Origin of the sequence: Rhizobium sp. AQ_MP (genome assembly GCF_014237835.1) — a bacterium.
Lineage (GTDB): Bacteria > Pseudomonadota > Alphaproteobacteria > Rhizobiales > Rhizobiaceae > Allorhizobium.
In genome coordinates this window covers 554,973-578,354 of record NZ_JACJVI010000001.1, presented here as the reverse complement: position 1 = coordinate 578,354, position 23,382 = coordinate 554,973, and the positions used below count along the sequence as shown (strand labels likewise).

The following is a 23,382-nucleotide window of genomic DNA, read 5'->3' as shown; positions in this document are numbered from 1 at the left end:
AAGGGGAGGGTCGGCACGCAGTGCCGGGGTGGGGTGACCGTCGCAACCGTCCAAGGATCACCCCCACCCGCAGCTAGGCTCAAGACCTCCCCCTCAAGGGGGAGGTGACTTCAAGAACCCCCAACACCAAGAGGAGAAATGCCATGACACCCCAGACCCGAGTCAAAGAACGCGCAGAAGAGCAGTCTTCGGCCATGACCGCCGACCAGCAGGCCACGATCCGCATGCTGGCAAATGACCTGCACCGTCTCAACCATACGATCATGAAGGCCGTCGATGCCGGCGTCTCGGTCGAACTCGTCCGTTCTGCCCGCCATCACGGTGGCGACGGCAATTGGGGTGATCTCCTGATCCCTGTCATCGTGACCCAGGGCAGCCACCAGGCAGCCTGAGCCACGCGCAGACATCCCCCGTCCGGCCCCTGACCTCCGGACCGGTTCCCGCACGATGATCGCCTCTGGGGAGGAGCGCCGGTCGTCGTGCGGGGTTTTTCGTTTTATGCTCAGCCGCTGGTGCTGGGGCGCCTGCCCGCCAGAAGATCACGGTGGGACTTCAAGAGCTTTGCAAGCCGATCGGCGACGGCCCGGATATCGGTGCGGTGGCGGTCGTCATTGTTCATCACGATCCACTGGCGATGGCGCAGCTCCGGGATATCTTCGCCTGCACGCTCGAGCGTCGGATCGAGATCCCCGACAAAGCACGGGAGAACGGCGAGCCCTGCCCCTGCCCTTGCCAGATCTCTCAGCGATCGCGGGCGGTTGACCGTGATGGCAATGCGCTCGGCAGCCTGCTGGCGCGGCCAGCGCAGATAGGCGGAAACGGCGTTTTCATCATCCACCGCGACCCAGGGCTCAGGCCCCATCCACTTCTTGTTGCGCGCCTTGTAGGCCGCATAGGCAACTTCTCCTGCCGGGATTGCGGCGAGGTTCGGCTCCTCCGGCTCGAAGGCGCGAATGCCGATGTCGCTCTCGCGATGCGAAAGCCGGGCACGCTGCTCGGCAACATGCAGATCAATGCGGAATTCGTCGCGCGGCGTACGGATCACTGCCATGTTCTGGCAAAGCAGCCAGGCGATCCAGGTGCCGAGACTGATGCGCACCAGTGACTGGCCCGCAGTGCCGCGCCGCCATTCCTCGACCCGCCGGCTGCCCGCTTCAAGCTCGACCAGATGCTCAAGAAGCTGGCTGCCGTCACTGGTCAGTCGATAGCCCGTCTGGCTGCGGAGAAAGAGTTCGCGCCCCAGTGCCTGTTCGAGCTCGACCATGCGGCGTCCGAGCGTGGCCGCACTTAGTCCGGTGGTTTCGGCAGCCGCTGTCAGGCCGCCGTGGCGGGCCACTGCCAGAAAAAGCTGATAGGCATCCCACGCTACGTCTTTCATGGATGAAAGATATAGCACGTTCATGGCTGTTCATACAGCCAGATTTGGCGAATAAAAGAAAGGACGGCATCAACGAGAGGAGATCCGTCATGCATGAAGTTCACGCTGCCCTCGCCATTGTCGCATTGCGCCGGCAGTTCAGAAAATCCGACCGTCTATCTGAGGACGAATTCTATGCGTCCTACGGCGAGGCGCCGTGGCAGAGGCTGGCTAAATTCAGTCATGCAGTTGTCGACCGGCTCGCCCGCAACGAGCAAACAGCGCAACAGCCGTCGGCCTACCATCCTGAGTGCCGCCTTTCGAAAGCCTGACGCAAGAAGCCCGGCGCTTGGCGCCGGGCTTCTTGCTTCTGACCACGATGTTGTGTCGAAAGCTTCAGGCCGCGCGACCCACGGACTGCTTGCGATCGGCCTCGATGCGGAACTGCTGGAGGAGATCGCGCAGAGCGTCCGTCTGGGCGGAAAGGTCCTGGGTTGCGGCCGTCGCCTCTTCGACCATCGCTGCATTCTGCTGGGTCATCTGGTCCATGCGACCGACGGCACCATTTACCTCGTGCAGCGCGCCCGACTGTTCGCGGCTGGTCTCGGCGATCATTTCGATATGCTCGCTGATCGTCGCGATCTGCCCGCCGATGCGCGACAGGACCGTGCCTGTCTGCTGGACATGGGTGGAGCCGCTTGCCACCTCTTCGGCGGATCGATTGATCAGCGCCTTGATTTCCTTTGCCGCACCCGCGGAGCGCTGGGCCAGCTCACGAACCTCCTGCGCGACAACGGCGAAACCCTTGCCGGCTTCACCTGCGCGGGCGGCCTCGACGCCAGCGTTCAGCGCCAGCAGGTTTGTCTGGAACGCGATCTCGTCGATAACACCAATGATGTTGGAGATCTGGCGCGACGCTTCTTCGATGCGGCCCATGGCCGAGATCGCGCTGCCGACGACCACAGCGGATTCATCGGCATTCTTCTTGGCTTCGCGGACGACACCATTGACCATTTCCGCACGCTCGGACGACGAGCGAACGGCAGCGGTGATCTCGTCGACGGCGGCTGCGGTTTCTTCCAGAGATGCGGCTTGTTGTTCGGTTCGGCGCGCAAGATCCAGTGCTGACTGCGCCATCTGGCGGCCGTTGTTCTGGATCTGGTCAACATTGCCGGAGATCTGGTGCATCGTGTCGCGCAGACGGGCCAGCGACAGGTTGAAGTCGTTGCGAAGTTGCTCGAGACGACCGTGGAAGCGGCCTTCGATCTCGAAGGAGATATCGCCATTGGAAAGACGCTCGAGAGCCTGAGCGAGCTTGCCCACGGCATGTTCGATCTGCTGGTCGAGAGCCTGCTTTTCCTCGTCATTGCGGCGGCGCTCGGCTTCGGCCTCCATCTGCTCGCGCTGACGTTCGGCTTCGATCTCGAGCTTGGTGCGGGCATTGGTCTTGAAGACGGCAAGGGCCCGGGCCATGGCGCCGATTTCGTCGCCGCGCTTATCGCCGGAAATCCCGGCCTCAAGATCCCCTTCCGCCAGGCGCTGCATGCTTGTGGTGATGCGGGTGATCGGCCGCTGCAGGGTCAGCACCAGAGCGATGCCGCCGATGACCGCCAGCACGACGCCCGCGATCATGGTGCTGATCGACAGGCGGTTGGCTTCCTGGCGCTCCGTGCCGGCGACATCCTTCTGCAGGTCGGCAAAGGAGGTGAGCGAGGCCCAGATCGCGTCCATGGTGCGGCTTGCTTCATCGAAGCTTGCGATGCGTTCGGCGCTCGTCTTGACGAGGGCTTCGGTATCGGCGGTCAGGGATGCCAGGAGCGGCGTGATGGCTGCCGCCAGGCTGTCATAGAAGGCCTTGTCGGCGATGCTGCCGCCGAGAACGGCGAGGTTGTCACCGATCAGCTTAATCTGACGCAGGATCGGTTCGCGTGTCTTGTCGTCCTTCACATTGAGGAAGGTCGCGGTCATGATGCGCAGATCATAAACGTCGGCGATCAGGGTGCGGCTGCCGACGAGAACATCGGCAGCCTGTACGGCGCCTGTCTCGACAGCTGCGAATTTCTGGACCGACTCGGCGTATTTGGTCGTGGCGCTTTCCTGCAGAATGGCCTGGAAACCGCGGAACCGCGCGAGGATGCTACCCATGGCACGCCCCGCCTCCATGCTGGTGTCGCCGGCTGCGACGATCTTCTTGATCTCGTTGATCGCCGCTTGCAGTTCCTTTCCCATCCCCTTGTGCTCGGGAGGAAGCGCATTGGCAATCTTGCGCTGCGTCTTCACCAGCTCCGCCACCTGCGTCTGCAGGTACGGGAACTGCGCCTCCGGCAGGCCGGCGGAGAAATACCCCTTGCTCACCTCCGCCAACTGGCGGGCAGCTGCAGACAGGCGATCTGCCTCCTTCAGCGCGCTTTTTGCATCGTTTTCCCCACCAAGCGCAGCACGCTGCAGCTTCTGCGCCTCATCGGATACCCGGATCTGCTGCGCCATCAGTCCCTTCAGGTGCTCCTGGATGGCTGCGGCCAGCGCCACTTCGGCCTCATGCAACTGCCAGAGCGTGGCGATCTTCTCGTTGACGGCGCCCGTTCCAGCGATCGCTTCGTCGAGGAAGTTACGGCCCGTGCCGTCGGCGCCTATCTCGGCGATGTTCTGGTTTAGCGTCAATTGTTGCGACGCCAGCTGATCGAGGACGACGCTCCGTGTCTCTTCCGATGTCTGGTTGAGAAAGCGTGCCATGGCGCCCGTCACGTTTTTGAAGCCGTTCAGCGAACGCATGGTGCCGTTGGAGATCTCCATGCGTTGCTGCAGGAGCCCGGATGCGTAGAGGCCCATGAGACCGACTGCGGTGATCGACAGAACGAAAGGCAAGACGAAGGCCATAACCTTCGTCGAGATGGAAAAACGCGACAAAATCCGATCGATCAAAATAGTTCCCCCAAAAAGAAGGCGGCGCTTGCGGCGCGCCCGCTTAAAAATGTGAGACTGCGCCGATAGTTATCTGCGCCGCCCATACTCCACTCCAAGGAAAAGAGTTGCAGCAAAGTCTCAAGACGGAGTTAAAAACAGGGGGGCTGCTCTTGCTCTTCGACACGGGCCAGCAGGCGTCGACCGGCCGTAGGCTTCCCTTAAGGAAGCCGTGATCTTCGATGGGATGGAAAAGCTCGTCTCAGACGAGAAGACCAAAGGCAAGCGCGGCAATGGCGCTGGCTGCGTAGAGGCAAACGATGCTCAGGTGGCGCAGACGGGCGCGCTCTTCTTCACGGGTGCTGGCGACTGCAATGGCGATGGCACGGGGCTTGCGAGTGTCACGGTTCATGGGCGCGGTCCTTGATGCGGCCAGATAAGATCATGCCTTTGCGGGCTTCAGCCGGCCAGACCTCATGTCGCGATATCAAAGGATATCACACCGGCATTCGAGCAGGATGACCGACGCATGTTAACAAGCCCTGAACTACCGGTATAAGCTTGTCTGGAGCGTGAGACTTTGCTCAGGCGGACTCGCCGACCGCATGGCCTGAAGCCCAGGCCCACTGGAAGTTATAGCCGCCGAGCCAGCCGGTGACATCGACGCATTCGCCGATGAAGTAGAGCCCCGGCACCGCTTTCGCCTGCATCGTGCGGCTGTCGAGTGCAGTGGTATCGACGCCTCCCAGCGTGACTTCCGCCGTACGGTAGCCTTCGGAGCCGGCCGGCTTGATCGGCCAGCGGCGGATGCGCTCGGCGAGTGCCATAAGTGCCTTGTCAGGCAGGTCGGCCAGCGGGCGTTCGAGTTTTGCGGCCTCCGCCAGATATTGAGCGAGGCGCTTGGGCAGGTGTTGGGCCAGGACCGTCTGCACCTGCTGGCGGCCGTTTTCGCGTTTGGCGGCCTTCAGGAGCTCGACAAAATCGGCATCGGGCTCAAGCGAGAGGGTGATTTCGTCCCCTTCCCGCCAGTAGCTTGAGATCTGCAGGATGGACGGACCGGAGAGGCCCCGATGGGTGAAGAGCAAGGCCTCCCGGAAGTGCGTCTTGCCATGGCCGACGTCGGCATCGACGGCCACGCCGGAGAGTTCCGAAAGTTCACCCAGCAGGTTCGGCTCCAGGGTGAGCGGCACGAGCGCCGGCCGCGTTTCGGTGACTGGAAGACCGAACTGCTCGGCGATGCGATAGGCAAAACCTGTGGCACCCATCTTCGGGATCGACTTGCCGCCGCAGGCAACCACCAGGCTGTCTGCGGCGATCGGGCCTTCGCTCGTCGACAGGCGGAAACCGTCGACACCCTTTTCGACCTCCGAGATCTCGCAGGCGAGCCGGAGATCGACATGCACGGCCCGCATCTCTTCGAGCAGCATGCGGATGATGTCCCTGGCGCTCTCATCACAGAAGAGCTGGCCGAGGGTCTTTTCATGCCAGGCGATCTTGTGGCGGTCGACCATCGCGATGAAGTCTGATGGCGTGTAGCGGGCGAGCGCCGACTTGGCGAAATGCGGGTTCTGCGAGAGATAGTTCTTCGGCCCGGCATGGATATTGGTGAAGTTGCAGCGGCCGCCGCCAGAGATGCGGATCTTCTCGCCCGGCGCCTTGGCGTGGTCGAGGACGATGACGGATTTGCCACGCCGGCCGGCGGTCAAGGCCGCCATCATGCCGGCGGCACCGGCTCCGATGATCGCGACGTCAAACTTTCTGGCCATTGGCTTGTGCTCCCGGGAATTCGTCGTCTGTCTCGACAAACTTATGATCAAAGTCAACGCGTCCCCCTCGCCAAAGGCCAAACTCCGGCTATGATGACCATCATCAACAGCCAACCGGTGAGACATGCCCGCGAAGAAATCCATGCTGAGACCCCAGAGCGCGCCCTCCAAAAAAGCGGTGGTTCCGCCGGACCCTGGATCGAAGCGCGGCGTCTCGAACTGGAAGGAAGCGGCGACGTGGCTAAGAGCCCGCGGCATCGAGGACATTGAGTGCATCACCCCCGACCTCGCCGGTGTGCCGCGCGGCAAGATGATGCCATCGTCGAAGTTCACCTCCAATACCTCGCTGGCGCTGCCTTCAGCTCTCTATCGCCATACGATCTCGGGCGAATATCCTGACGAAACCGAGAACTTCCGCTACGAGCCGCGTGACAGCGACCTGAAGCTCGTGCCCGATCTCTCGACGCTTTCCGTTGTGCCGTGGGAGAGCGATCCGACGGCGCAGGTCATCTGCGACATCGTCAATGTCGATGGCGAAAACGTATCCTACACTCCGCGCAACGTCTTGAAGAACGTGCTCCGGCTCTACGAGGAGAAGGGCTGGAAGCCGGTCGTGGCACCGGAAATCGAGTTTTACCTGGTCGCAATGAACGATGACCCGGACTATCCGCTTCATCCGCCGAAAGGCCGCTCGGGCCGTTCGATCGTCGGTGGCCAGGGTTACTCGATTGCCGGGATCAACGAGTTCGACGAGTTGATCGACGACATCTACCACTTCTCGGAAAAGCAGGGGCTCGAGATCGACACCCTGATCCACGAGGAAGGCCCGGCGCAGCTCGAGATCAACCTGCGCCACGGCAATCCGATCGAGCTTGCCGATCAGGTCTTCATGTTCAAGCGCACGATCCGCGAGGCGGCGCTGAAGCATGGGATCTACGCGACCTTCATGGCCAAGCCAATGCAGGGACAGCCGGGATCTGCGATGCACATCCACCAGTCGGTGGTCGACATCAAGACCGGCAAGAACGTCTTCTCGAAGCCTGACGGCTCGGCATCGCCCGAGTTCTTCCACTTCATCGGCGGCATGCAGAAATATGTGCCGAATGCGCTGGTGATGCTGGCACCCTATGTGAACTCCTACCGTCGCCTGACGCCCGACATGGCGGCACCGGTCAACAATGCGTGGGGCTATGACAACCGCACCACGGCCTTCCGTGTCCCGGTTTCGGATGCCGCCGCCCGTCGTGTCGAAAACCGCCTGCCAAGCTCGGATGCCAATCCCTATCTCGCGCTCGCGGCTTCGCTGGCCTGCGGCTATCTGGGGATCGTCAAGGAGATCGAACCGACGGCCGCGGCCGAGGGCTCCGAGAACGAGGGTTCGGTCGATCTGCCGCGCGGCCTGCTGGAAGCCGTCGCATTGCTCGAAAGCGAGCCCGACTTCAACGAGGTCTTCGGGTCGGAGTTCATCGGACTCTATGCAGGCGTCAAGCGCGGTGAGTTCGAGACATTCATGCAGGTGATCAGCCCGTGGGAACGCGAATTCCTCCTGCTCAACGTGTGAGGGAGGACGATCCATGGCATGGCAAAGCCCGATTGCACCGGGGATCTCCTGGTATCAGGCAAGCGTGGGCGAGCGGCCGGAATATCCGGCCCTCGACGGCTCTATAACAACTGACGTCGCGATCATCGGCGGCGGTTTCACCGGCCTGCAGGCCGCCTACAATCTTGCACGCCTCGGTGTCTCGGTCGTTCTGATCGAAGGCAGCCGCTTCGGTGACGGGGCTTCTGGGCGCAATGGCGGCCAACTCGGCACCGGACAGCGCGCCTGGCCGGGCGAACTGGAGGCCGAACTCGGCTTCGAGCGCTCCAAGGCGCTGTTCGACATGGCGGAGAACGCCAAGCGCTACCTGCTCGATTTTTCCGAGCAGCACGGCATCGATATTGAGTATCTGCCGGGTCAGATGAACGTGGCGCACAAGCGGGGCTGGGAATCGGATTATCGGCACGATGCCGAGATCATGGCAGTCCGCTACGGCTATCCGCATATCTCCTTCATGGATCGCGAGGAGACTCACGAGCGGGTAGGCTCGACGCGCTACCACTACGGTGTGCGCGATACCGGCACCGGGCATATCCATCCGCTGAAACTGCTGGTGGGGCTGGCAAGGGTTGCAGCCGCGGCGGGCGCCCATGTCCATGAAATGACGCGGGCAAGCGCGCTCCGCCAGGCGGGTGGCAAGACATTGATCGACACGCCGAAAGGCACGATCACGGCGGATCGGGTGTTGATCGCGACCAATGCCTATATCGGCAATCTGGAGCCGGTGACGGCAGCCCATGTCATGCCGATCCGCTCCTTCATCGGCGCAACCGCGCCACTCGACCGGTTTCCGCAGGTGCTCAAGGGCTCGGAAGCGGTCGCAGACAGCCGGTTCGTGGTGCGCTACTTCCGCAAGAGCCGCGATGGTCGCCTGCTGTTTGGCGGGCGCGAGGCCTACACGGCTGACAGTCCGCGCGACATTTCCAGCCATATCCGGCGGCAGATTGCCGAGATCTATCCGGATCTGCGCAATGTCGAGATCACCCATGCGTGGGGTGGTTCGGTCGGCATCACCCTGCCGCGCAAGCCGTTTGCCCGGGATGTGATGCCCGGCGTGACCTCGGTTGCCGGCTATTCCGGCCACGGCGTGATGCTCTCCAACTATTCCGGCAAGATGTATGCGGACATGGTGGCGGGCAATGCACGGGAACTCGAACTCTTCAAGGATCTGAAGATACCGCCCTTTCCCGGCGGGGCGAAACTGCGCAAGCCGCTGCTCTTCCTGGCGCTGACCTGGTATGCGCTGCGCGACCGCTTCTGAAACGCATGCAGATCCCGGCCAAGTTGCGCTTGCTCGCATCCCGACAGGTGTGTTCCATTGTCGCAGAACACGCTTTGTGCATTCTGCCAAGGGCATCCAAAGACAAAATCCATCCCGGCGGGGTGGCTTTTTTAAATCGATTAGATTAGAACGCGTCCAACCAGATTGCCGAACGAGAGATGCCGCATGAGCAGCCAGATCATCCCCGTTGAACCCTTTGACTACGTCGTCTTCGGCGGCACAGGCGACTTGGCAGAACGCAAGCTCTTGCCGGCGCTGTTTCATCGACAGTTGGCGGGCCAGCTGACGGAGCCGACCCGCATCATCGGCGCTTCGCGCACGGCGATGACGCATGAGGAATATCGCAAGTTCACGCTCGACGCGCTGCAAGAGCATCTGAAGGCGGAAGAGCTGGAAGAGAGCGAAGTGGCAAGGTTCCTCGCCCGGGTCTTCTACGTCTCGGTCGACGCCAAGTCGGACCAGGGCTGGGAAGATCTCAAGAAGCTCCTTGACCAGGGCAAGGACATCGTCCGCGCCTTCTATCTGGCGGTGTCGCCCTCGATATTCGGCGACATTGCCGACAAGATCCGCGACCACAAGCTGATCACCAAGTCGACGCGTATCGTCGTGGAAAAGCCGATCGGCCGCGACCTCGCTTCGGCGCAGGCGCTCAACGACACGATCGGCAAGGTCTTCAAGGAAGAGCAGATCTTCCGCATCGACCACTATCTCGGCAAGGAAACGGTGCAGAACCTGATGGCGCTGCGCTTTGCCAACGCGCTCTATGAGCCGCTGTGGAACTCCGCGCATATCGACCACGTGCAGATCACGGTGGCCGAATCCGTCGGCCTCGAAGGTCGGGTCACCTATTACGACAAGGCCGGCGCGCTTCGCGATATGGTGCAGAACCATATTCTGCAGCTCCTCTGCCTTGTCGCCATGGAAGCCCCCTCCTCGCTCGACGCCGAAGCCGTACGCGACGAGAAGCTGAAGGTGCTGCGCTCGCTGAAGCCGATCACACCCGCCAATGTCGAGAAGCTGACGGTGCGCGGCCAGTATCGCGCCGGCGCTTCTGCGGGCGGTGCGGTCAACGGCTACCAGGAAGAACTCGGAGCGGCGTCGGACACGGAAACCTTCGTCGCGATCAAGGCCGAAATCAACAACTGGCGCTGGGCCGGCGTGCCCTTCTATCTGCGCACCGGCAAGCGTCTGGCGACGCGCATGTCCGAGATCGTCATCGCCTTCAAGCCGATCCCGCATTCGATCTTCGGCGACGCCGCCGGCCGCATCGAGGCCAACAAGCTCGTCATCCGCCTGCAGCCGGACGAAGGCGTGAAGCAGTGGCTGATGATCAAGGATCCGGGTCCGGGCGGCATGCGCCTGCGCCACGTGTCACTCGACATGAGCTTTGCCCAGGCCTTCGACGTCCGCAATCCCGACGCCTATGAGCGTCTTCTCATGGACGTCATCCGCTCCAACCAGACGCTGTTCATGCGCCGCGACGAAGTCGAGGCAGCGTGGAACTGGTGCGATCCGATCCTGAAATCCTGGGAAGAGATCGGCCAGAAGGCGCAAGGCTATACGTCCGGCACATGGGGCCCCAGCCAGGCCATCGCGCTGATCGAGCGTGACGGTCGCACCTGGCACGAAAACGACTGAGGCCGGAAGCGATGGCGCATCAGATGAAGACATTCGAGACGGGGGCCGCACTCGCAGCCGGTCTCGCCGATGCCGTTGTGGCAGCACTTTCCGCCGCAATCGCCAGACAGGGCGAGGCCACGCTTGCCGTTTCCGGCGGCTCGACGCCGAAGGCGTTCTTCGAGGCGCTTTCGACCCGAAACCTCGACTGGCCGAAGGTCAAGGTCACCCTGGTCGATGAGCGTTTCGTGCCTGAGGACAATCCACGGTCAAACCATCTGCTGGTCAAGACGCATCTTCTGAAGAATGCGGCTGAAGCGGCCGAATTCGTCCCGCTCTACCGTCCGGAAGCGACGATCGAAGAGGCTGCTGTCACGGCCTCCGGCATCGTACCGGGAATGACCAAACCCTTCGACGTTGCGATCCTCGGCATGGGCACGGACGGGCATACCGCCTCGTTCTTTCCCGGCGGCAACCATCTGGAAGCCGCGCTCGATCTGGAGCAGCCGCGCCGCGTCATGACCATGGAAGCGCCGGGCGCGGGAGAAGCCCGCCTGACGCTGTCCTTCTCCGCGCTGCACGATGCCGGCCTGCTGGTCGTGCATATCGAAGGCAACGAGAAGAAAGCCGTGCTGGACAAGGCATTGGCCGGCACGGACGAGACAGACATGCCGATCCGGGCCGTTCTAGAACGGGCCCGGACGACGCCCGACATCTATTGGGCGCCCTGAGGGTAAAGCCCTCGCCTGCCGGAGGGTTCCGGCGGGTTGATGCTGAGATGACGAGTTTCCCGGCCGAGGAGGCCTTTGCGTGATGTGCGCCTTCAAGCGCCCGCGCCAGATGAGGAGCCATATCCAATGAGTGCAGATCGCCGTATCGAAGCCATCACCAAGCGGATCGTGGAGCGTTCGAAGCCGACCCGCGAAGCCTATCTCGATCGTACACGCCGGGCGATTTCCAAGGGCGTGCATCGCGCAACGCTATCCTGCGGCAACCTCGCCCATGGCTTTGCCGTCTGTTCCCCCAAGGACAAGGAGGCACTTGCGGGCGACGTGGTGCCGAACCTCGGCATCATCACCGCCTATAACGACATGCTCTCGGCGCACCAGCCGTTCGAGACCTATCCGGCCCTGATCCGTCAGGCAGCGTCGGAGGCGGGCGGCGTGGCGCAGGTGGCCGGCGGTGTGCCCGCCATGTGCGACGGCGTCACCCAGGGTCAGCCGGGCATGGAGCTGTCGCTCTTCTCCCGTGATGCCATCGCCATGGCAGCCGGCATCGGCCTCAGCCACAACATGTTCGACGCGGCCATCTATCTCGGCGTCTGCGACAAGATCGTACCGGGCCTGATGATCGCGGCACTCACCTTCGGTCACCTGCCGTCGATCTTCGTTCCGGCCGGACCGATGACCTCGGGCCTGCCGAACGACGAGAAGTCGCGCATCCGCCAGCTCTATGCCGAAGGCAAGGTCGGCCGGGCGGAACTGCTCGAAGCGGAATCGAAGTCTTATCATGGCCCGGGCACCTGCACCTTCTACGGAACAGCCAACTCCAACCAGATGCTGATGGAGATCATGGGCTTCCACCTGCCCGGCGCCTCCTTCATCAACCCGGGCACGCCGCTGCGCGACGCGCTGACGAAAGAAGCGACCAAGCGGGCGCTGGCGATCACCGCGCTTGGCAACGAGTTTACACCGGCGGGCGAGATGATCGACGAGCGCTCGATCGTCAACGGCGTCGTCGGCCTGCATGCGACCGGTGGCTCGACCAACCACACGATCCATCTGATTGCCATGGCACGTGCGGGCGGCATCCAGCTCACCTGGCAGGACATTTCGGAGCTCTCCGACATCGTGCCGCTTCTCGCCCGCGTCTATCCCAACGGGCTTGCCGATGTGAACCATTTTCACGCTGCCGGCGGCATGGGCTTCCTGATCAAGCAGCTTCTCAAGGCAGGCTATCTGCATGACGACGTGCGCACGGTTTATGGCCAGGGGCTCGCCGCCTACACGATCGATCCGAAGCTTGCGGATGACGGCACCGTGCATCGCGAGCCTGCCGCGGAGGTCAGCGCCGATCCGAAAGTTCTCACCACCATCGACAAGCCGTTCCAGGCCAATGGCGGGCTAAAGATGCTGACGGGAAATCTCGGCAAGGCGGTCATCAAGATTTCGGCTGTCAAGCCGGAGCGCCATATCGTCGAAGCCCCCGCGATCGTCTTCAATGATCAGCAGGAATTGCAGGATGCCTTCAAGGCCGGCAAGCTGGAAAAGGACTTCGTTGCCGTCGTGCGCTTCCAGGGGCCGAAGGCGAACGGCATGCCGGAACTGCACCGCCTGACCCCGCCGCTTGGCGTTCTCCAGGACCGCGGCCTCAAGGTGGCGCTCGTCACCGACGGTCGCATGTCCGGCGCCTCGGGCAAGATCCCGGCAGCGATCCACCTGACGCCCGAGGCTGTCGACGGCGGCGCGATTGCCAGGATCAAGGACGGCGACATTGTCCGGCTCGATGCCATTGCCGGCACGTTGGACGTGCTGGTAGATGCTGCGGAGTTCAACGCGCGGCCACTGGCCACCGCCAATCTTGATGACAACGAATTCGGCATGGGCCGCGAACTTTTCGCAAGCTTCCGCCGGATCTCGGGTCCGGCCGATCAGGGCGCAAGCGTACTCTTCTGAAACGATCAATACTCATTTGAGACCAGGGCCGCGCTTCGACGCGGCCTTTTTTGTACCAAGCGGGATCAAGTATTGGACTTTGGTCTTGGATTCATCATTCGACCGACCGAATTAACGAATTCGCTACTGCTAATTTTGTATACCCTTATGCAGAAAGACACGCGAAATCAATAAGATATACAAATCGACGACACTGCGCCCGATTGTCAGCCATTTGTCTACATTAGCGATCGCGCCCTGATACAGCATCACGAAGTGGCCAAAGGACCAACGCAATATGTTCGGACTGTCCAATAGCAACCGCGCGCAACTCGAATCTCTGGAAGTGATTACTGCCAATATCATGATTGCGGATGAGAAGCTCAATATCCGTTATATGAATACTTCGGTGAAGGAACTGCTCAAGGAAGCGGAGAGCGACCTGAAGAAAGAACTCCCGCGCTTCGACTTCGACAAGCTTATTGGCAGCAATATCGACATCTTCCACAAGAATCCGGGCCACCAGCGCAACATGCTGGCGAGCCTGCAGAACCAGCACAAGGCGACCATCTGGGTCGGCCAACGGGCCTTCGATCTGATCGTGACGCCATTGAAGAGCGGCTCCAAAACCACGGGCTTCGTCGTGGAATGGGCAAACGCAAAAGAGCGGCTGCAAAACCTCGACTTCCAGAACCAGATGGAGGCCATCAGCCGCGTGCAGGCCATCATCGAGTTCACGCCAGAGGGCGAGGTGGTCTCGGCAAACCAGAATTTCCTCGATGCGCTCGGCTACCGGATGGACGAAATCAAGGGCAAACATCACAGCCTCTTCATCGATCCCGACTACGCCAGGACCTCCGACTATCAGGACTTCTGGACGGCGTTGAGAGCCGGCAAGTTTCAGGCTTCCGAATTCACCCGCTACGGGAAAGGCGGCAAGAAGGTCGTCATCAACGCCTCCTACAATCCGATCCTCGATGACCGCGGTCGCGTGACCAAGGTAGTCAAGTTCGCAACCGATGTGACGGAGCGTGTAACCGCGGTGGACACCATCGGCGACGCGCTTGGACGTCTTGCCAAGGGCGATGTCAGCTTCAACATAGATAAAGCCTTCGCTCCGGATTTCGAGTCGCTGCGGACCAATCTGAACGAAGCGGTGAGCCAGCTTGCGACGACACTCGGCGCGGTCGCCCAGTCGACGGATCTGATCGACAGCGGCAGCCGCGAGATCAGCTCGAGCGCCGAGGACCTGTCGAAGCGCACCGAACAGCAGGCGGCTTCACTGGAGGAGACGGCTGCGGCGCTCGACGAGATCACCGTTAATGTCAACAACGCCTCTAAGCGTGCTGAAGAGGCCCGCCACGCCACCCAGGCCGCCGATACGAGCGCAACCCGCTCCGGCCAGATCGTCGCTGAGGCCGTGGGGGCCATGGCGCGCATCGAACAGTCGTCGAACCAGATCTCGAACATCATCGGGGTGATCGATGAGATCGCGTTCCAAACCAACCTTCTGGCGCTGAATGCCGGCGTTGAAGCGGCTCGCGCCGGCGAAGCCGGCAAGGGCTTTGCGGTCGTCGCCCAGGAAGTGCGGGAACTCGCCCAGCGCTCGGCGCAGGCGGCCAAGGAGATCAAGGAGCTGATCCGCAATTCATCCGATGAGGTGAAGAACGGCGTGAAGCTGGTCAGCGAGACCGGCGAGGCCTTGAAGACGATCCAGGACAATATCGTGGCGGTCAACGATCACATGCAGGCCATTGCGAGCTCGGCTCGCGAACAGGCAACCGGCCTCTCCGAGGTCAACTCGGCAGTCAACCAAATGGACCAGGTCACCCAGCAGAACGCCGCCATGGTGGAAGAGTCCAACGCTGCCAGCGCCACCTTGGCCACAGAAACACAGCGGCTTCGTCAGTTCATCTCCCGCTTTACCCTCGGCAGGCATTATACCGGCCAGCAGGGTGCGGCGTCAGCATCCCATGGTGCCGCACGCGCTCACACGCCGTCCACCCCGGCAGCAGCACCCCGGCGCGCACCGGCACGCCCGGCCCAGACGCATGGAAATGCCGCTCTCAAGCAGGACGAGTGGCAGGAATTCTGAGCCGAGAGGCTTGGATCGCGCCCGCATGACGTGGGCGCGACACTGTTTCACGGACGAGGCATCTTGGCAAAACCCTTGCCCAGGATCGGACCGGTCGGCTTGCCCGTCGGCGATCCACCGAGCGGCTCCACGGTGATTTCGTAGAGTTGCTCTTCGAGCGGGCCAGGCAGATCCGGACCCTTGACGGTGGACGTGCGCCAGCCGTCGAGCACGCCGAGCGACACCGGTCCCGTATCGCTCGACGGCAGCGTCCAGAGCTGCAGCGACCGGTCTGCTGCCACGGACACATCTGAGAGCGGGATCACCTTGGCCGTGTCATTGCCGAAATCCTCGATCATCACCACCGGCTCGCCCTGTTCATTCATCAGGACGGCAATGACCTGTGGCTCCGCGCTGCGGAGAAGGGTGTAGGACAGGGCGCCGACGAGCAGGAGTGAGGCGGCCGCAGCTGACAGACCGAAACCTCGCCACCAGGAGAGGCCATTGTCATTGACAGCTGTTGGCGGAGCGGTGGCGCTCTTCTTTCGTTCCTGCGCGCCGAGCTGTCGTTCAATCCTCGCCCAGAGATCGGGAGAGACGCTCGCCGTCGGGCCGACGAGATCGAGCTCCAAAAACTTATCACGCGACACCGCAACGGCACGGGCGAGGCTCTCGTCCTGTTCCATTTCGGTTTCGGTCGAACGATGCTCGTCCTCGTCCATCAGTCCGAGAACATAGGCATCGGCGCGTTCGGCTAAAGTGTGCCATGTGCTCATGCCATGCACTCCCTCAACGCCACCAGCGAGCGGCGGATCCAGGCCTTGGCGGTTCCGAGCGGCAGCCTCAGGCGGCCGGCGATCTCACCGTGGCTGTAGCCGGAGACGTAAGCCATCATGACCGTCTTGCGACGCAGCCCGTCGAGCCGTCCGAGGCAGGCCCGAAGGCGACTTGCTGTATCGAGCTGATCGAAGAGATCGTGATAAAGAGCATCCGCGCTCTCGTCCTGCAGCCGCTCGAGGCTGTCCGTCTCGGTCAAATCCTCACGCCCTCCATCCCGGAGCGCATTCAGCGAGCGTGACCGAACAATTGCAAAGATCCATCCGCGCGCGGAGCCGCGCGACGGATCGTACTGCCAGGCCTTGTTCCAGATTTGAAGAAAGGCCTCCTGAACGATCTCCTCCGCCAGGTCGTGACGACGCAAGATCCGCTCAGCCACCGTGACCATACGCGCGGCCTCGCTTTCGTAGATCAAGGCCAGGCCCTTGCGATCCCCTGCGGCACAAGCTTTCAGCGCCGCACCGAGCTTATCTTGCTCATTCTCCATCCAGCTTCCTTCCAAGAACCTGCGCGGAAAGTAGCTCACCCGTCTGATTTGGCAACCTGTACGACATGCACCCGCTGAAGAACTGCCACTCGTTATCGGCACTTCCATGAGTTTCTCCTTCATTTCAGAGACACGCGAGGACGATTTCTGGATGCAGAAGAAAAAAACTTCTGACGCCTGCATCCAATCGGCATCTGCCGCGTGTCTTGAGATCAGGAGGCACCAGACCGGTGTCGCCGCCATTCAATTGGGAGAGTTTCATGACCAGCATCCGTATCCTCAGCCTCGCTGCCGCAACTGCACTCACGGCCTTCGGAGCGCAGGCCGCTCAGGTCGTCGGTCTCGCAGGCGACAAGACCCTCGTGATGTTCGATACCGCCACGCCCGATGCCGTGAAGTCGATGGACGTGACCGGCGTCGACCGTCTGGTCGGCATCGACTATCGCCCGGGCAACAAGACGATCGTCGGCGTTACCGCAGAGAACGCGATCGTCACCATCGATACGTCCACGGGTGCCGCGACCGAAGTCGCCAAGATGGACAAGCCGCTAACGATCGGTGACGCACCCGTCATCGTCAACTTCAACCCGGCAGCGGATCGCCTGCGCTACATGACAGGCACGACCAATCACCGGGTCCATCCCGACACAGGCGCCGTAACCGTCGACGGCAGCCTTGCCTTCGAAGAGGGCGATATGCACAAGGGCGAAACCCCGAACATCGTCGCTGCGGCCTATACGAACTCGACCGGCAAGCCCGAAAAGACCGCGATGTACAACATCGACGCGACGATCGGCGCGCTCATCCAGCAGACCAAGCCGAATGACGGCACGCTGAAGGCGATCGGGAAGCTCGGCATCGAAGGCAGCCCGAAGACCTACGCCTTCGACATCGAAGCCGGCGCCGACGGCAAGAACACCGCCTGGCTGGTCGCCGACAGCGCGCTCTACACGGTAAACCTGGAAACGGGTGCAGCCACGAAGGCCGGCGACATCTCGGGCGCCCCTGCTGCGATCAAGTCGATCACCGTGATCCCGGCGATGTAAGCCAAAAGGTCACCGCGATCTCGTGTCGGGGCAAGACCCGGCACGAAAACCAGAAGGCCTCCGGGACAATGTCGCGGAGGCCATTCTTCTGTCAGAGCATCGCCATGTATTTTGGCAGATCGCGCATGCTAGGCACGACGATCAAGGTCTGTACGTGCCCGCGTTTGTAGGCGTTCAGGAAGCGATTGTAGTCCTCGAAGACCACGCAGCCTGAGCTGTCGCCACGACGCCGCAGCAGGAAGGTGTGGGTCAGGAAACCGTCGCGATTGTACATCTTGGCATCACCGACAGGGTTCATGCGGATCGCTTCGACACCGTGGAAGCGGGCTTCGCGCATACGCAGCTTGTAGACGTTCGGGGGCGTCGGCCCCATGTTCTTGACGTGCACGTATTTCGGATTGTCGCGCATGTGGCCGCGGCCGGAATGGGCGCGCAGCTTCTCGCCGTTCGGCATGTGGACGACGGCATCCTCGATGACGTAGACGGCAATGCGGCTGCCCGGACCGGGCAGGCTGTTCTTGCGGCTGAAGATGCCCCCTGCTCCGTCGTCCGTGGTGATCGGATTGTCCGGCTTGGCATAGGCGAGCATCCCGAACAGGGTCTTCTTTTTCGGCTTCTCCGGCGTTTCGGCCGCAACCGGTGCCTCGGGCGCCGGCACGCGCTCGACGCGCGGCTTCGCCTTCGGCTTCATACCCGGCACCGGACCATCATCCGGCAGGGCGCCGTGATCTTCGGTCTGCGGCTCCGACAGCAGTTCTTCAAAGGGCTCCTGGCGCGGGTCGGCAGCGGCCATCGTCTCGGAGGCGCTTGGCGTTGCAGCATAACCGAGAGCGACGGTTGGCGCGGTGGAGCCGTCGCGAGCGATCGAGGCGGTCATGGCCTTGTCGATATCGTCGACACCGCTGCGGCGCTCATGGGCGGCCGTTACAAGTGCTGCCTGCTGTCGGCCGGCTTCGGCCTGCACGAGTGCGTCACGCAGGACCGCGAGTGCCTGCGAGTCCGTCACGCTTTCGACACGGGCCAGCAGCAGACGGTCGGACTTGTCGACCTCGGCAAGCCGCATGGCGGCGGGCAGCATCAGCAGGCTCAGATGATCGGTTGCGGCGATCGCTTCGGCGAACCGGTTCCGCATCTCGTCGAGCGCGGCGAGATCGCCTGAAGGTTTAGCTGTCGCCCGCGGGGCGAGCGGCTTCGACAGGGCAAGATCCGGCCTCGGCAGACTGTGGCCGGCGATCGCGGGAGCTTCGATGGTGGAGGAGGAGAGGCCCTTGAAGACAGCAAGGCTTGCGGTGCCCCAAAAGAGGCAAGCCAGTCCAATGCCCAAGACCGTCGGCAGGCTGGAGCCGCGCGTCTTCCTGCGCGACTTCATCGTTTGAACGGCGACGCCATTGCCGCCGGTGACCTTACGGGTCGAGGACGCCATGATACTTGAACTCGCTTACCAAAACTCTGGGAGCCGGCGGCCTAACAACAGAAACCGGCCTTACTGAGACAGGGTTGTGGCAAGGCCGTCCTGTCGACTGCCCTAAAGAATGAAGAAGTTTGGTAACCAAGAGGTTTACACCGGGCGGATTTCGTCACATTCCGAGCGCCCGGCGCAAAATAGTCTCAAACGTGACGGGTTAACCCGCCGTCGACCTTCAGGTTCTGACCGGTGATGTAGGCTGCGCCTTCGGAGGCGAGGAAGGCGATGGTGGCCGCAATCTCCTCGCTGGTGCCATAGCGTTTCATCGGCACGCCATCGCGTCGTTCCTCGGTTGCGGGCAGGCTGTCGATCCATCCGGGCAGCACGTTATTCATCCGGATGTTCTCGGCCGCATAGGTGTCGGCGAAGATCTTGGTGAAGGATGCGAGGCCCGCGCGGAAGACGGCCGATGTCGGGAACATCGATGAGGGCTCGAAGGCCCAGGCGGTGGAAATGTTGATGATCACACCGGATTTTTGGCGCTGCATGATCGGGGTGACGAGACGCGTCGGGCGGATGACATTGAGCAGGTAGACATCCATGCCCTTCACCCACTGCTCGTCGGTGATCTCGAGGATCTGCGCACGCGGCCCGTGACCGGCACTGTTGACGAGCACGTCGATGCGACCGTAGCGCTCCATGGTGCCGTCAACGAGGCGGGCAAGGTCTTCCGGAGACTGATTGGAGCCAGTGACGCCATAGCCTCCAAGCTCGGCGGCAATCGCCTCTCCCTTGCCGGAAGAGGAAAGGATGGCGAGCTTGAAGCCATCGGCGGCCAGCCGGCGTGCTGCCGCCGCCCCCATGCCGCTTCCCCCTGCCGTGACGATGGCTACCTTTTGAGTGCTCATTCGATATTCTCCCTTGAATGTGTCCGGAAGATCGAAGGTCCTGGTGCCGAAGTCCAGTCAGAAATGCTGAAGGCCGGTGCAGCTTGCGCCACACCGACCTTCAGAACGGGGCTCGTCCGATATTACCAGCTGCGCACGTCGAGGACGCGATCCTTATGGGCGGGATGCGTGGAGAACACGAAGATGCGGTCCAACTCCTTCTGCGTCAGCAGGCGCAGGAAGCGGATCTCGGCTGTGTTGTTGGCGAAGGTCTTCATCAAAACCGCGCCTACCTTGTTGATACGGGCATCCGGGATGTCGAGGTAAAACTGCTTGGGGAGATTGACCTGGGTGATGAGACCGATCACGGCGCCGCTGAGCGAGATGCGCAAGACGTCGCAGCGCCGCGCCGCCATGTGTGTCATGCCGTTTTCGGTGTATTCGAGGCGTCCGGCATTCATTGTATCCTCCATGCGATACCGGTTCTCCCGGTCGTACATGAAGGATTCCTCTTTCTTCAGGAAATGAGACCCGCCACTTGCCGTTCTCATCGCTCAAGCCCTCGTCTTTTGTCAGTTGTTATGAGCAAAAGACTAGCAGTGACAGCTTAACAGTCGGTGTTGCGAAGAGGGCCATTCCCTGCCACCAAAAGCCCCGCTATCGGTAAGGATAACAGGGCCTTAAGCAAGTTGATCGAATGCCATCACCGGCGGTAGGTCTGGCCTGCAGCGTCGAACAGGTGGAGCTTGGTCTTGTCTGCGGAGAAGCGCAGCTTCTGGCCCTTCCTGACATCCACGATGCCAGGAAGCTTGACGACAACAGGCTCTTCCTCGACCGGACCGTTGACATAAAGCAGCGTAACTTCGCCCAGCGCCTCGACGATCTCGACATCCCCCTCGAAGAGGAACTCGTCGCCGGTGGCAATCGCCAGATCTTCAGGGCGCACACCGAAGCTTGCGGTCTTGCCCTGTTCGGAGGCTGAGGTGGCCACATCGACCGTGACTTCCGAGCCGTCCTTCAGCTTGATCTTTGTTTCGGCCCCCGTGCCAATGACGGTGACCGGCATGATATTCATGGCAGGCGAGCCGATGAAGCGGGCGACGAAGAGATTGGCGGGGCGCTCGTAGAGCTCGAGCGGCGGTCCGACCTGTTCGATGCGACCGGCCGAGAGCACGACGATGCGGTCCGCCAGCGTCATCGCCTCGACCTGGTCGTGGGTGACGTAGATCATCGTCGTATCGGCCATCTGCTCGTTGAGCTTGGCGATCTCGATCCGCGTTGCGACACGCAGCGCTGCGTCAAGATTCGACAAGGGTTCGTCGAAGAGGAAGACCTTGGGGTTGCGGCAGATGGCACGGCCGATGGCCACGCGCTGGCGCTGGCCACCGGATAGCGCCTTGGGAAGGCGATCGAGATAGGGGCCGAGCTGCAGAATGTTGGCGGCCGAGCGGACGCGACGGTCGATCTCTTCCTTGCTCTCTCCGGCGATCCGCATTCCGAAGGCCATGTTGTCGTAGACCGTCATATGCGGGTAGAGCGCGTAGGACTGGAAGACCATGGCGATACCGCGCTTGGACGGCGGCACATCGTTGACGAGCTGGCCGTCGATATACATCTCGCCGCTGGTGATGTCCTCAAGACCGGCGATCATGCGCAAGAGCGTGGACTTGCCGCAGCCTGACGGGCCGACGAAGACCACGAACTCGCCTTCCTTGATCTCCAGATCGATGCCGTGCAGGACCTTGACCTGCCCGTATGCCTTGCGGATGTCCTTGAGAACCAGACCCGTCATGCTTACCTCCCCTGTCAGGCGTGACGCGCGAAATAGGCGCCCCAAGCCGGCAACTCTACCTTGTTATCGTTGACTGCACTGTCGAAGCCATGGCCCTCAAGGGCAACCCACTCCCCGGCCGGCAGGGCTATCGACGTCGCCCCTGCGCTCATGTTGAAGATGCAGAGCAGCTTCTCGTTGCCGAATGCGCGGGTATAAACCAGCTGGTCCTCGCCGGCGTCGTGGAACACGATGTCGCCCTTGGCGAAGGCCGGATACTGGCGGCGGAAGGCGAGAAAGCGGCGATAGTGCTCCAGCACCGTTTCCGGCTTGCCGACCTGCGTGTTGACGGCGCGCAGCACATGCTCGACCGGGATCGGCAACCAAGTCTTCTGAGCAGTCGAGAAGCCGGCCTGGACGGCATGATCGTCCCAGACCATCGGTGTGCGGCAACCGTCGCGGCCCTTGAACTCCGGCCAGAACTGGATGCCATAGGGATCCTGCAGATCTTCAAAGGCAATGTCGGCTTCGGTCAGGCCGAGTTCCTCACCCTGATAGATGCAAACCGAACCGCGTTGGGTCAGCAGCAGCGCCGAAGTCATCTTGGCGTAGCCGTCGCGATCAAGCACGCTTGCACCCCAGCGCGACACGTGGCGAACCACGTCGTGGTTGGAAAAGGCCCAGCATGCCCAGCCTTCGGGAGCTGCATTGGCGAATGCGTTCTGCGTGTTGCGCACAACTGACGGCGTGAGCGGCTCAGGCGCCAGGAACTCGAACGCATAGCACATCTGCATCTTGTCATTGCCGGACGTGTATTCGCCGACGATTTCCAGACCACGCTGGCTGTCGCCGACTTCGCCGACGGCGGCAATTGCCGGATACTCGTCCAGGAGCGCACGGAAGCGCTTGAGGAAGGCGATGTTTTCCGGGCGGTTCTTGTCGTAGATGTGTTCCTGGAAATTGTAGGGGTTGACGGCCGGTGCGGTCGACGCGTTGCGACGCTCGGGGGCAAGCGGCGGGTTGTCCCTGAGTTCCTTGTCGTGGAAATAGAAGTTGATCGTGTCGAGGCGGAAACCATCGACGCCGCGATCGAGCCAGAAGCGTGTGGCAGCAAGCAGCGCATCCTGAACCTCGGGATTATGCAGGTTCATATCCGGCTGCGATGTCAGGAAGTTGTGCAGGTAGTACTGCATGCGGGTGGGATCCCACTGCCACGCAGAACCACCAAAGATCGACAGCCAGTTGTTCGGCGGTGTGCCATCCGGCCTGGAGTCCGCCCAGACGTACCAGTCGGCCTTGGGGTTGACGCGGCTCGAGCGGCTCTCGACAAACCAGGGATGCTGGTCGGACGAGTGCGACATGACCAGGTCGATCATGACGCGTATGCCAAGCCGGTGGGCTTCGGCGATTAGGCCATCGAAGTCCGTCAACGAACCGAACATCGGGTCGACGTCCACGTAGTTCGAGACGTCGTAGCCGAAGTCCTTCATTGGCGAGGTGAAGAACGGCGAGATCCAGATCGCATCGGCGCCGAGATCGGCGATATGCGCCAGACGGGCGGTGATGCCCTTCAGGTCACCGATACCATCGCCATTGGAGTCCTGGTAGGAGCGTGGGTAGATCTGATAGATCACCGCACCGCGCCACCAATCCTTGTCGGCGACCAGCGTCGATTGCGTCGTGGAACTCATTCTTGAT

At 61.9% G+C, this 23,382-nt stretch carries 20 protein-coding genes; 9 read left to right on the top strand and 11 right to left on the bottom strand.

The genetic code is table 11. The features are described 5' to 3' along the window. Positions 1-143: 143 nt before the first annotated feature. Positions 144-392 carry a hypothetical protein gene (locus H6M51_RS02940; protein WP_185808369.1) on the top strand — a complete coding sequence of 83 codons (249 nt, stop codon included), beginning with the start codon at positions 144-146 and terminating at the stop codon, positions 390-392. A 110-nt stretch (positions 393-502) separates the two neighbouring features. Here H6M51_RS02940 and H6M51_RS02935 read toward each other — a convergent pair whose 3' ends face one another. Next, the gene (locus H6M51_RS02935) at positions 503-1,378 is read right to left on the bottom strand and encodes a LysR family transcriptional regulator (protein WP_185808368.1); all 876 of its coding nucleotides are present in this window, start codon (positions 1,376-1,378) and stop codon (positions 503-505) included. A gap of 89 nt (positions 1,379-1,467) precedes the next feature. On the opposite strand from H6M51_RS02935, the gene H6M51_RS02930 reads away from it, so the two are divergent. After that, positions 1,468-1,689 (top strand): hypothetical protein, encoded by a 222-nt coding sequence (locus tag H6M51_RS02930; RefSeq protein WP_185808367.1) that lies wholly within the window; start codon positions 1,468-1,470, stop codon positions 1,687-1,689. A gap of 64 nt (positions 1,690-1,753) precedes the next feature. On the opposite strand, the gene H6M51_RS02925 is transcribed toward H6M51_RS02930, so the two are convergent. From H6M51_RS02925 to H6M51_RS02915, 3 genes are all read right to left on the bottom strand, one after another. After that, positions 1,754-4,264 (bottom strand): methyl-accepting chemotaxis protein, encoded by a 2,511-nt coding sequence (locus H6M51_RS02925; protein ID WP_407073539.1) that lies wholly within the window; start codon positions 4,262-4,264, stop codon positions 1,754-1,756. Positions 4,265-4,520: 256 nt separating this feature from the next. Beyond that, positions 4,521-4,670, bottom strand: a complete 150-nt coding sequence (locus tag H6M51_RS02920; protein ID WP_185808366.1) for a hypothetical protein — start codon at positions 4,668-4,670, stop codon at positions 4,521-4,523. A 172-nt stretch (positions 4,671-4,842) separates the two neighbouring features. After that, on the bottom strand, positions 4,843-6,024 hold the full coding sequence (locus H6M51_RS02915) for an NAD(P)/FAD-dependent oxidoreductase (RefSeq protein WP_185808365.1): 1,182 nt from the start codon (positions 6,022-6,024) through the stop codon (positions 4,843-4,845). A 124-nt stretch (positions 6,025-6,148) separates the two neighbouring features. Here H6M51_RS02915 and H6M51_RS02910 point away from each other — a divergent pair, with 124 nt between their 5' ends. From H6M51_RS02910 to H6M51_RS02885, 6 genes are all read left to right on the top strand, one after another. After that, positions 6,149-7,585: a glutamine synthetase family protein gene (locus tag H6M51_RS02910; protein ID WP_185808364.1), complete on the top strand. Its 1,437-nt coding sequence runs from the start codon at positions 6,149-6,151 to the stop codon at positions 7,583-7,585. A gap of 13 nt (positions 7,586-7,598) precedes the next feature. Continuing rightward, positions 7,599-8,885, top strand: a complete 1,287-nt coding sequence (locus H6M51_RS02905) for an FAD-binding oxidoreductase (RefSeq protein ID WP_185808363.1) — start codon at positions 7,599-7,601, stop codon at positions 8,883-8,885. Between the two features lie 186 nt (positions 8,886-9,071). Continuing rightward, on the top strand, positions 9,072-10,544 hold the full coding sequence (gene zwf / locus H6M51_RS02900) for a glucose-6-phosphate dehydrogenase (protein WP_185808362.1): 1,473 nt from the start codon (positions 9,072-9,074) through the stop codon (positions 10,542-10,544). 11 nt (positions 10,545-10,555) lie between these two features. Beyond that, entirely contained in the window at positions 10,556-11,254 is a 699-nt protein-coding gene (pgl, locus tag H6M51_RS02895; RefSeq protein ID WP_185808361.1) for a 6-phosphogluconolactonase, read from the top strand. A 126-nt stretch (positions 11,255-11,380) separates the two neighbouring features. Further along, positions 11,381-13,198: a phosphogluconate dehydratase gene (edd, locus tag H6M51_RS02890; RefSeq protein ID WP_185808360.1), complete on the top strand. Its 1,818-nt coding sequence runs from the start codon at positions 11,381-11,383 to the stop codon at positions 13,196-13,198. 277 nt (positions 13,199-13,475) lie between these two features. Then, entirely contained in the window at positions 13,476-15,272 is a 1,797-nt protein-coding gene (locus H6M51_RS02885; RefSeq protein ID WP_185808359.1) for a methyl-accepting chemotaxis protein, read from the top strand. Positions 15,273-15,319: 47 nt separating this feature from the next. Here the strand turns inward: H6M51_RS02885 and H6M51_RS02880 are convergent, their stop codons facing one another. Together H6M51_RS02880 and H6M51_RS02875 are read right to left on the bottom strand one after the other, a co-directional pair. Beyond that, positions 15,320-16,027, bottom strand: a complete 708-nt coding sequence (locus H6M51_RS02880) for an anti-sigma factor domain-containing protein (protein WP_185808358.1) — start codon at positions 16,025-16,027, stop codon at positions 15,320-15,322. Beyond that, on the bottom strand, positions 16,024-16,575 hold the full coding sequence (locus tag H6M51_RS02875; RefSeq protein WP_185808357.1) for a sigma-70 family RNA polymerase sigma factor: 552 nt from the start codon (positions 16,573-16,575) through the stop codon (positions 16,024-16,026). Before H6M51_RS02875 ends, H6M51_RS02880 begins: the two co-directional genes overlap by 4 nt. Positions 16,576-16,835: 260 nt before the next feature. Here H6M51_RS02875 and H6M51_RS02870 point away from each other — a divergent pair, with 260 nt between their 5' ends. Next, a complete protein-coding gene (locus H6M51_RS02870) occupies positions 16,836-17,621 on the top strand; it encodes a DUF4394 domain-containing protein (protein WP_185808356.1) in 786 nt (261 codons plus the stop codon). 91 nt (positions 17,622-17,712) lie between these two features. Here the strand turns inward: H6M51_RS02870 and H6M51_RS02865 are convergent, their stop codons facing one another. The 5 genes from H6M51_RS02865 to H6M51_RS02845 form a co-directional block, all read right to left on the bottom strand. Then, a complete protein-coding gene (locus H6M51_RS02865; protein WP_185808355.1) occupies positions 17,713-19,044 on the bottom strand; it encodes a DUF2778 domain-containing protein in 1,332 nt (443 codons plus the stop codon). 185 nt (positions 19,045-19,229) lie between these two features. Further along, positions 19,230-19,934 (bottom strand): SDR family oxidoreductase, encoded by a 705-nt coding sequence (locus tag H6M51_RS02860; RefSeq protein ID WP_185808354.1) that lies wholly within the window; start codon positions 19,932-19,934, stop codon positions 19,230-19,232. A gap of 122 nt (positions 19,935-20,056) precedes the next feature. Next, positions 20,057-20,464: a hypothetical protein gene (locus tag H6M51_RS02855; protein WP_113459857.1), complete on the bottom strand. Its 408-nt coding sequence runs from the start codon at positions 20,462-20,464 to the stop codon at positions 20,057-20,059. A gap of 152 nt (positions 20,465-20,616) precedes the next feature. Next, entirely contained in the window at positions 20,617-21,705 is a 1,089-nt protein-coding gene (locus H6M51_RS02850; protein ID WP_185808353.1) for an ABC transporter ATP-binding protein, read from the bottom strand. A 14-nt stretch (positions 21,706-21,719) separates the two neighbouring features. Beyond that, positions 21,720-23,375, bottom strand: coding sequence for an alpha-glucosidase family protein (locus H6M51_RS02845; protein ID WP_185808352.1), 1,656 nt, complete (start codon positions 23,373-23,375; stop codon positions 21,720-21,722). Positions 23,376-23,382 lie beyond the last annotated feature (7 nt).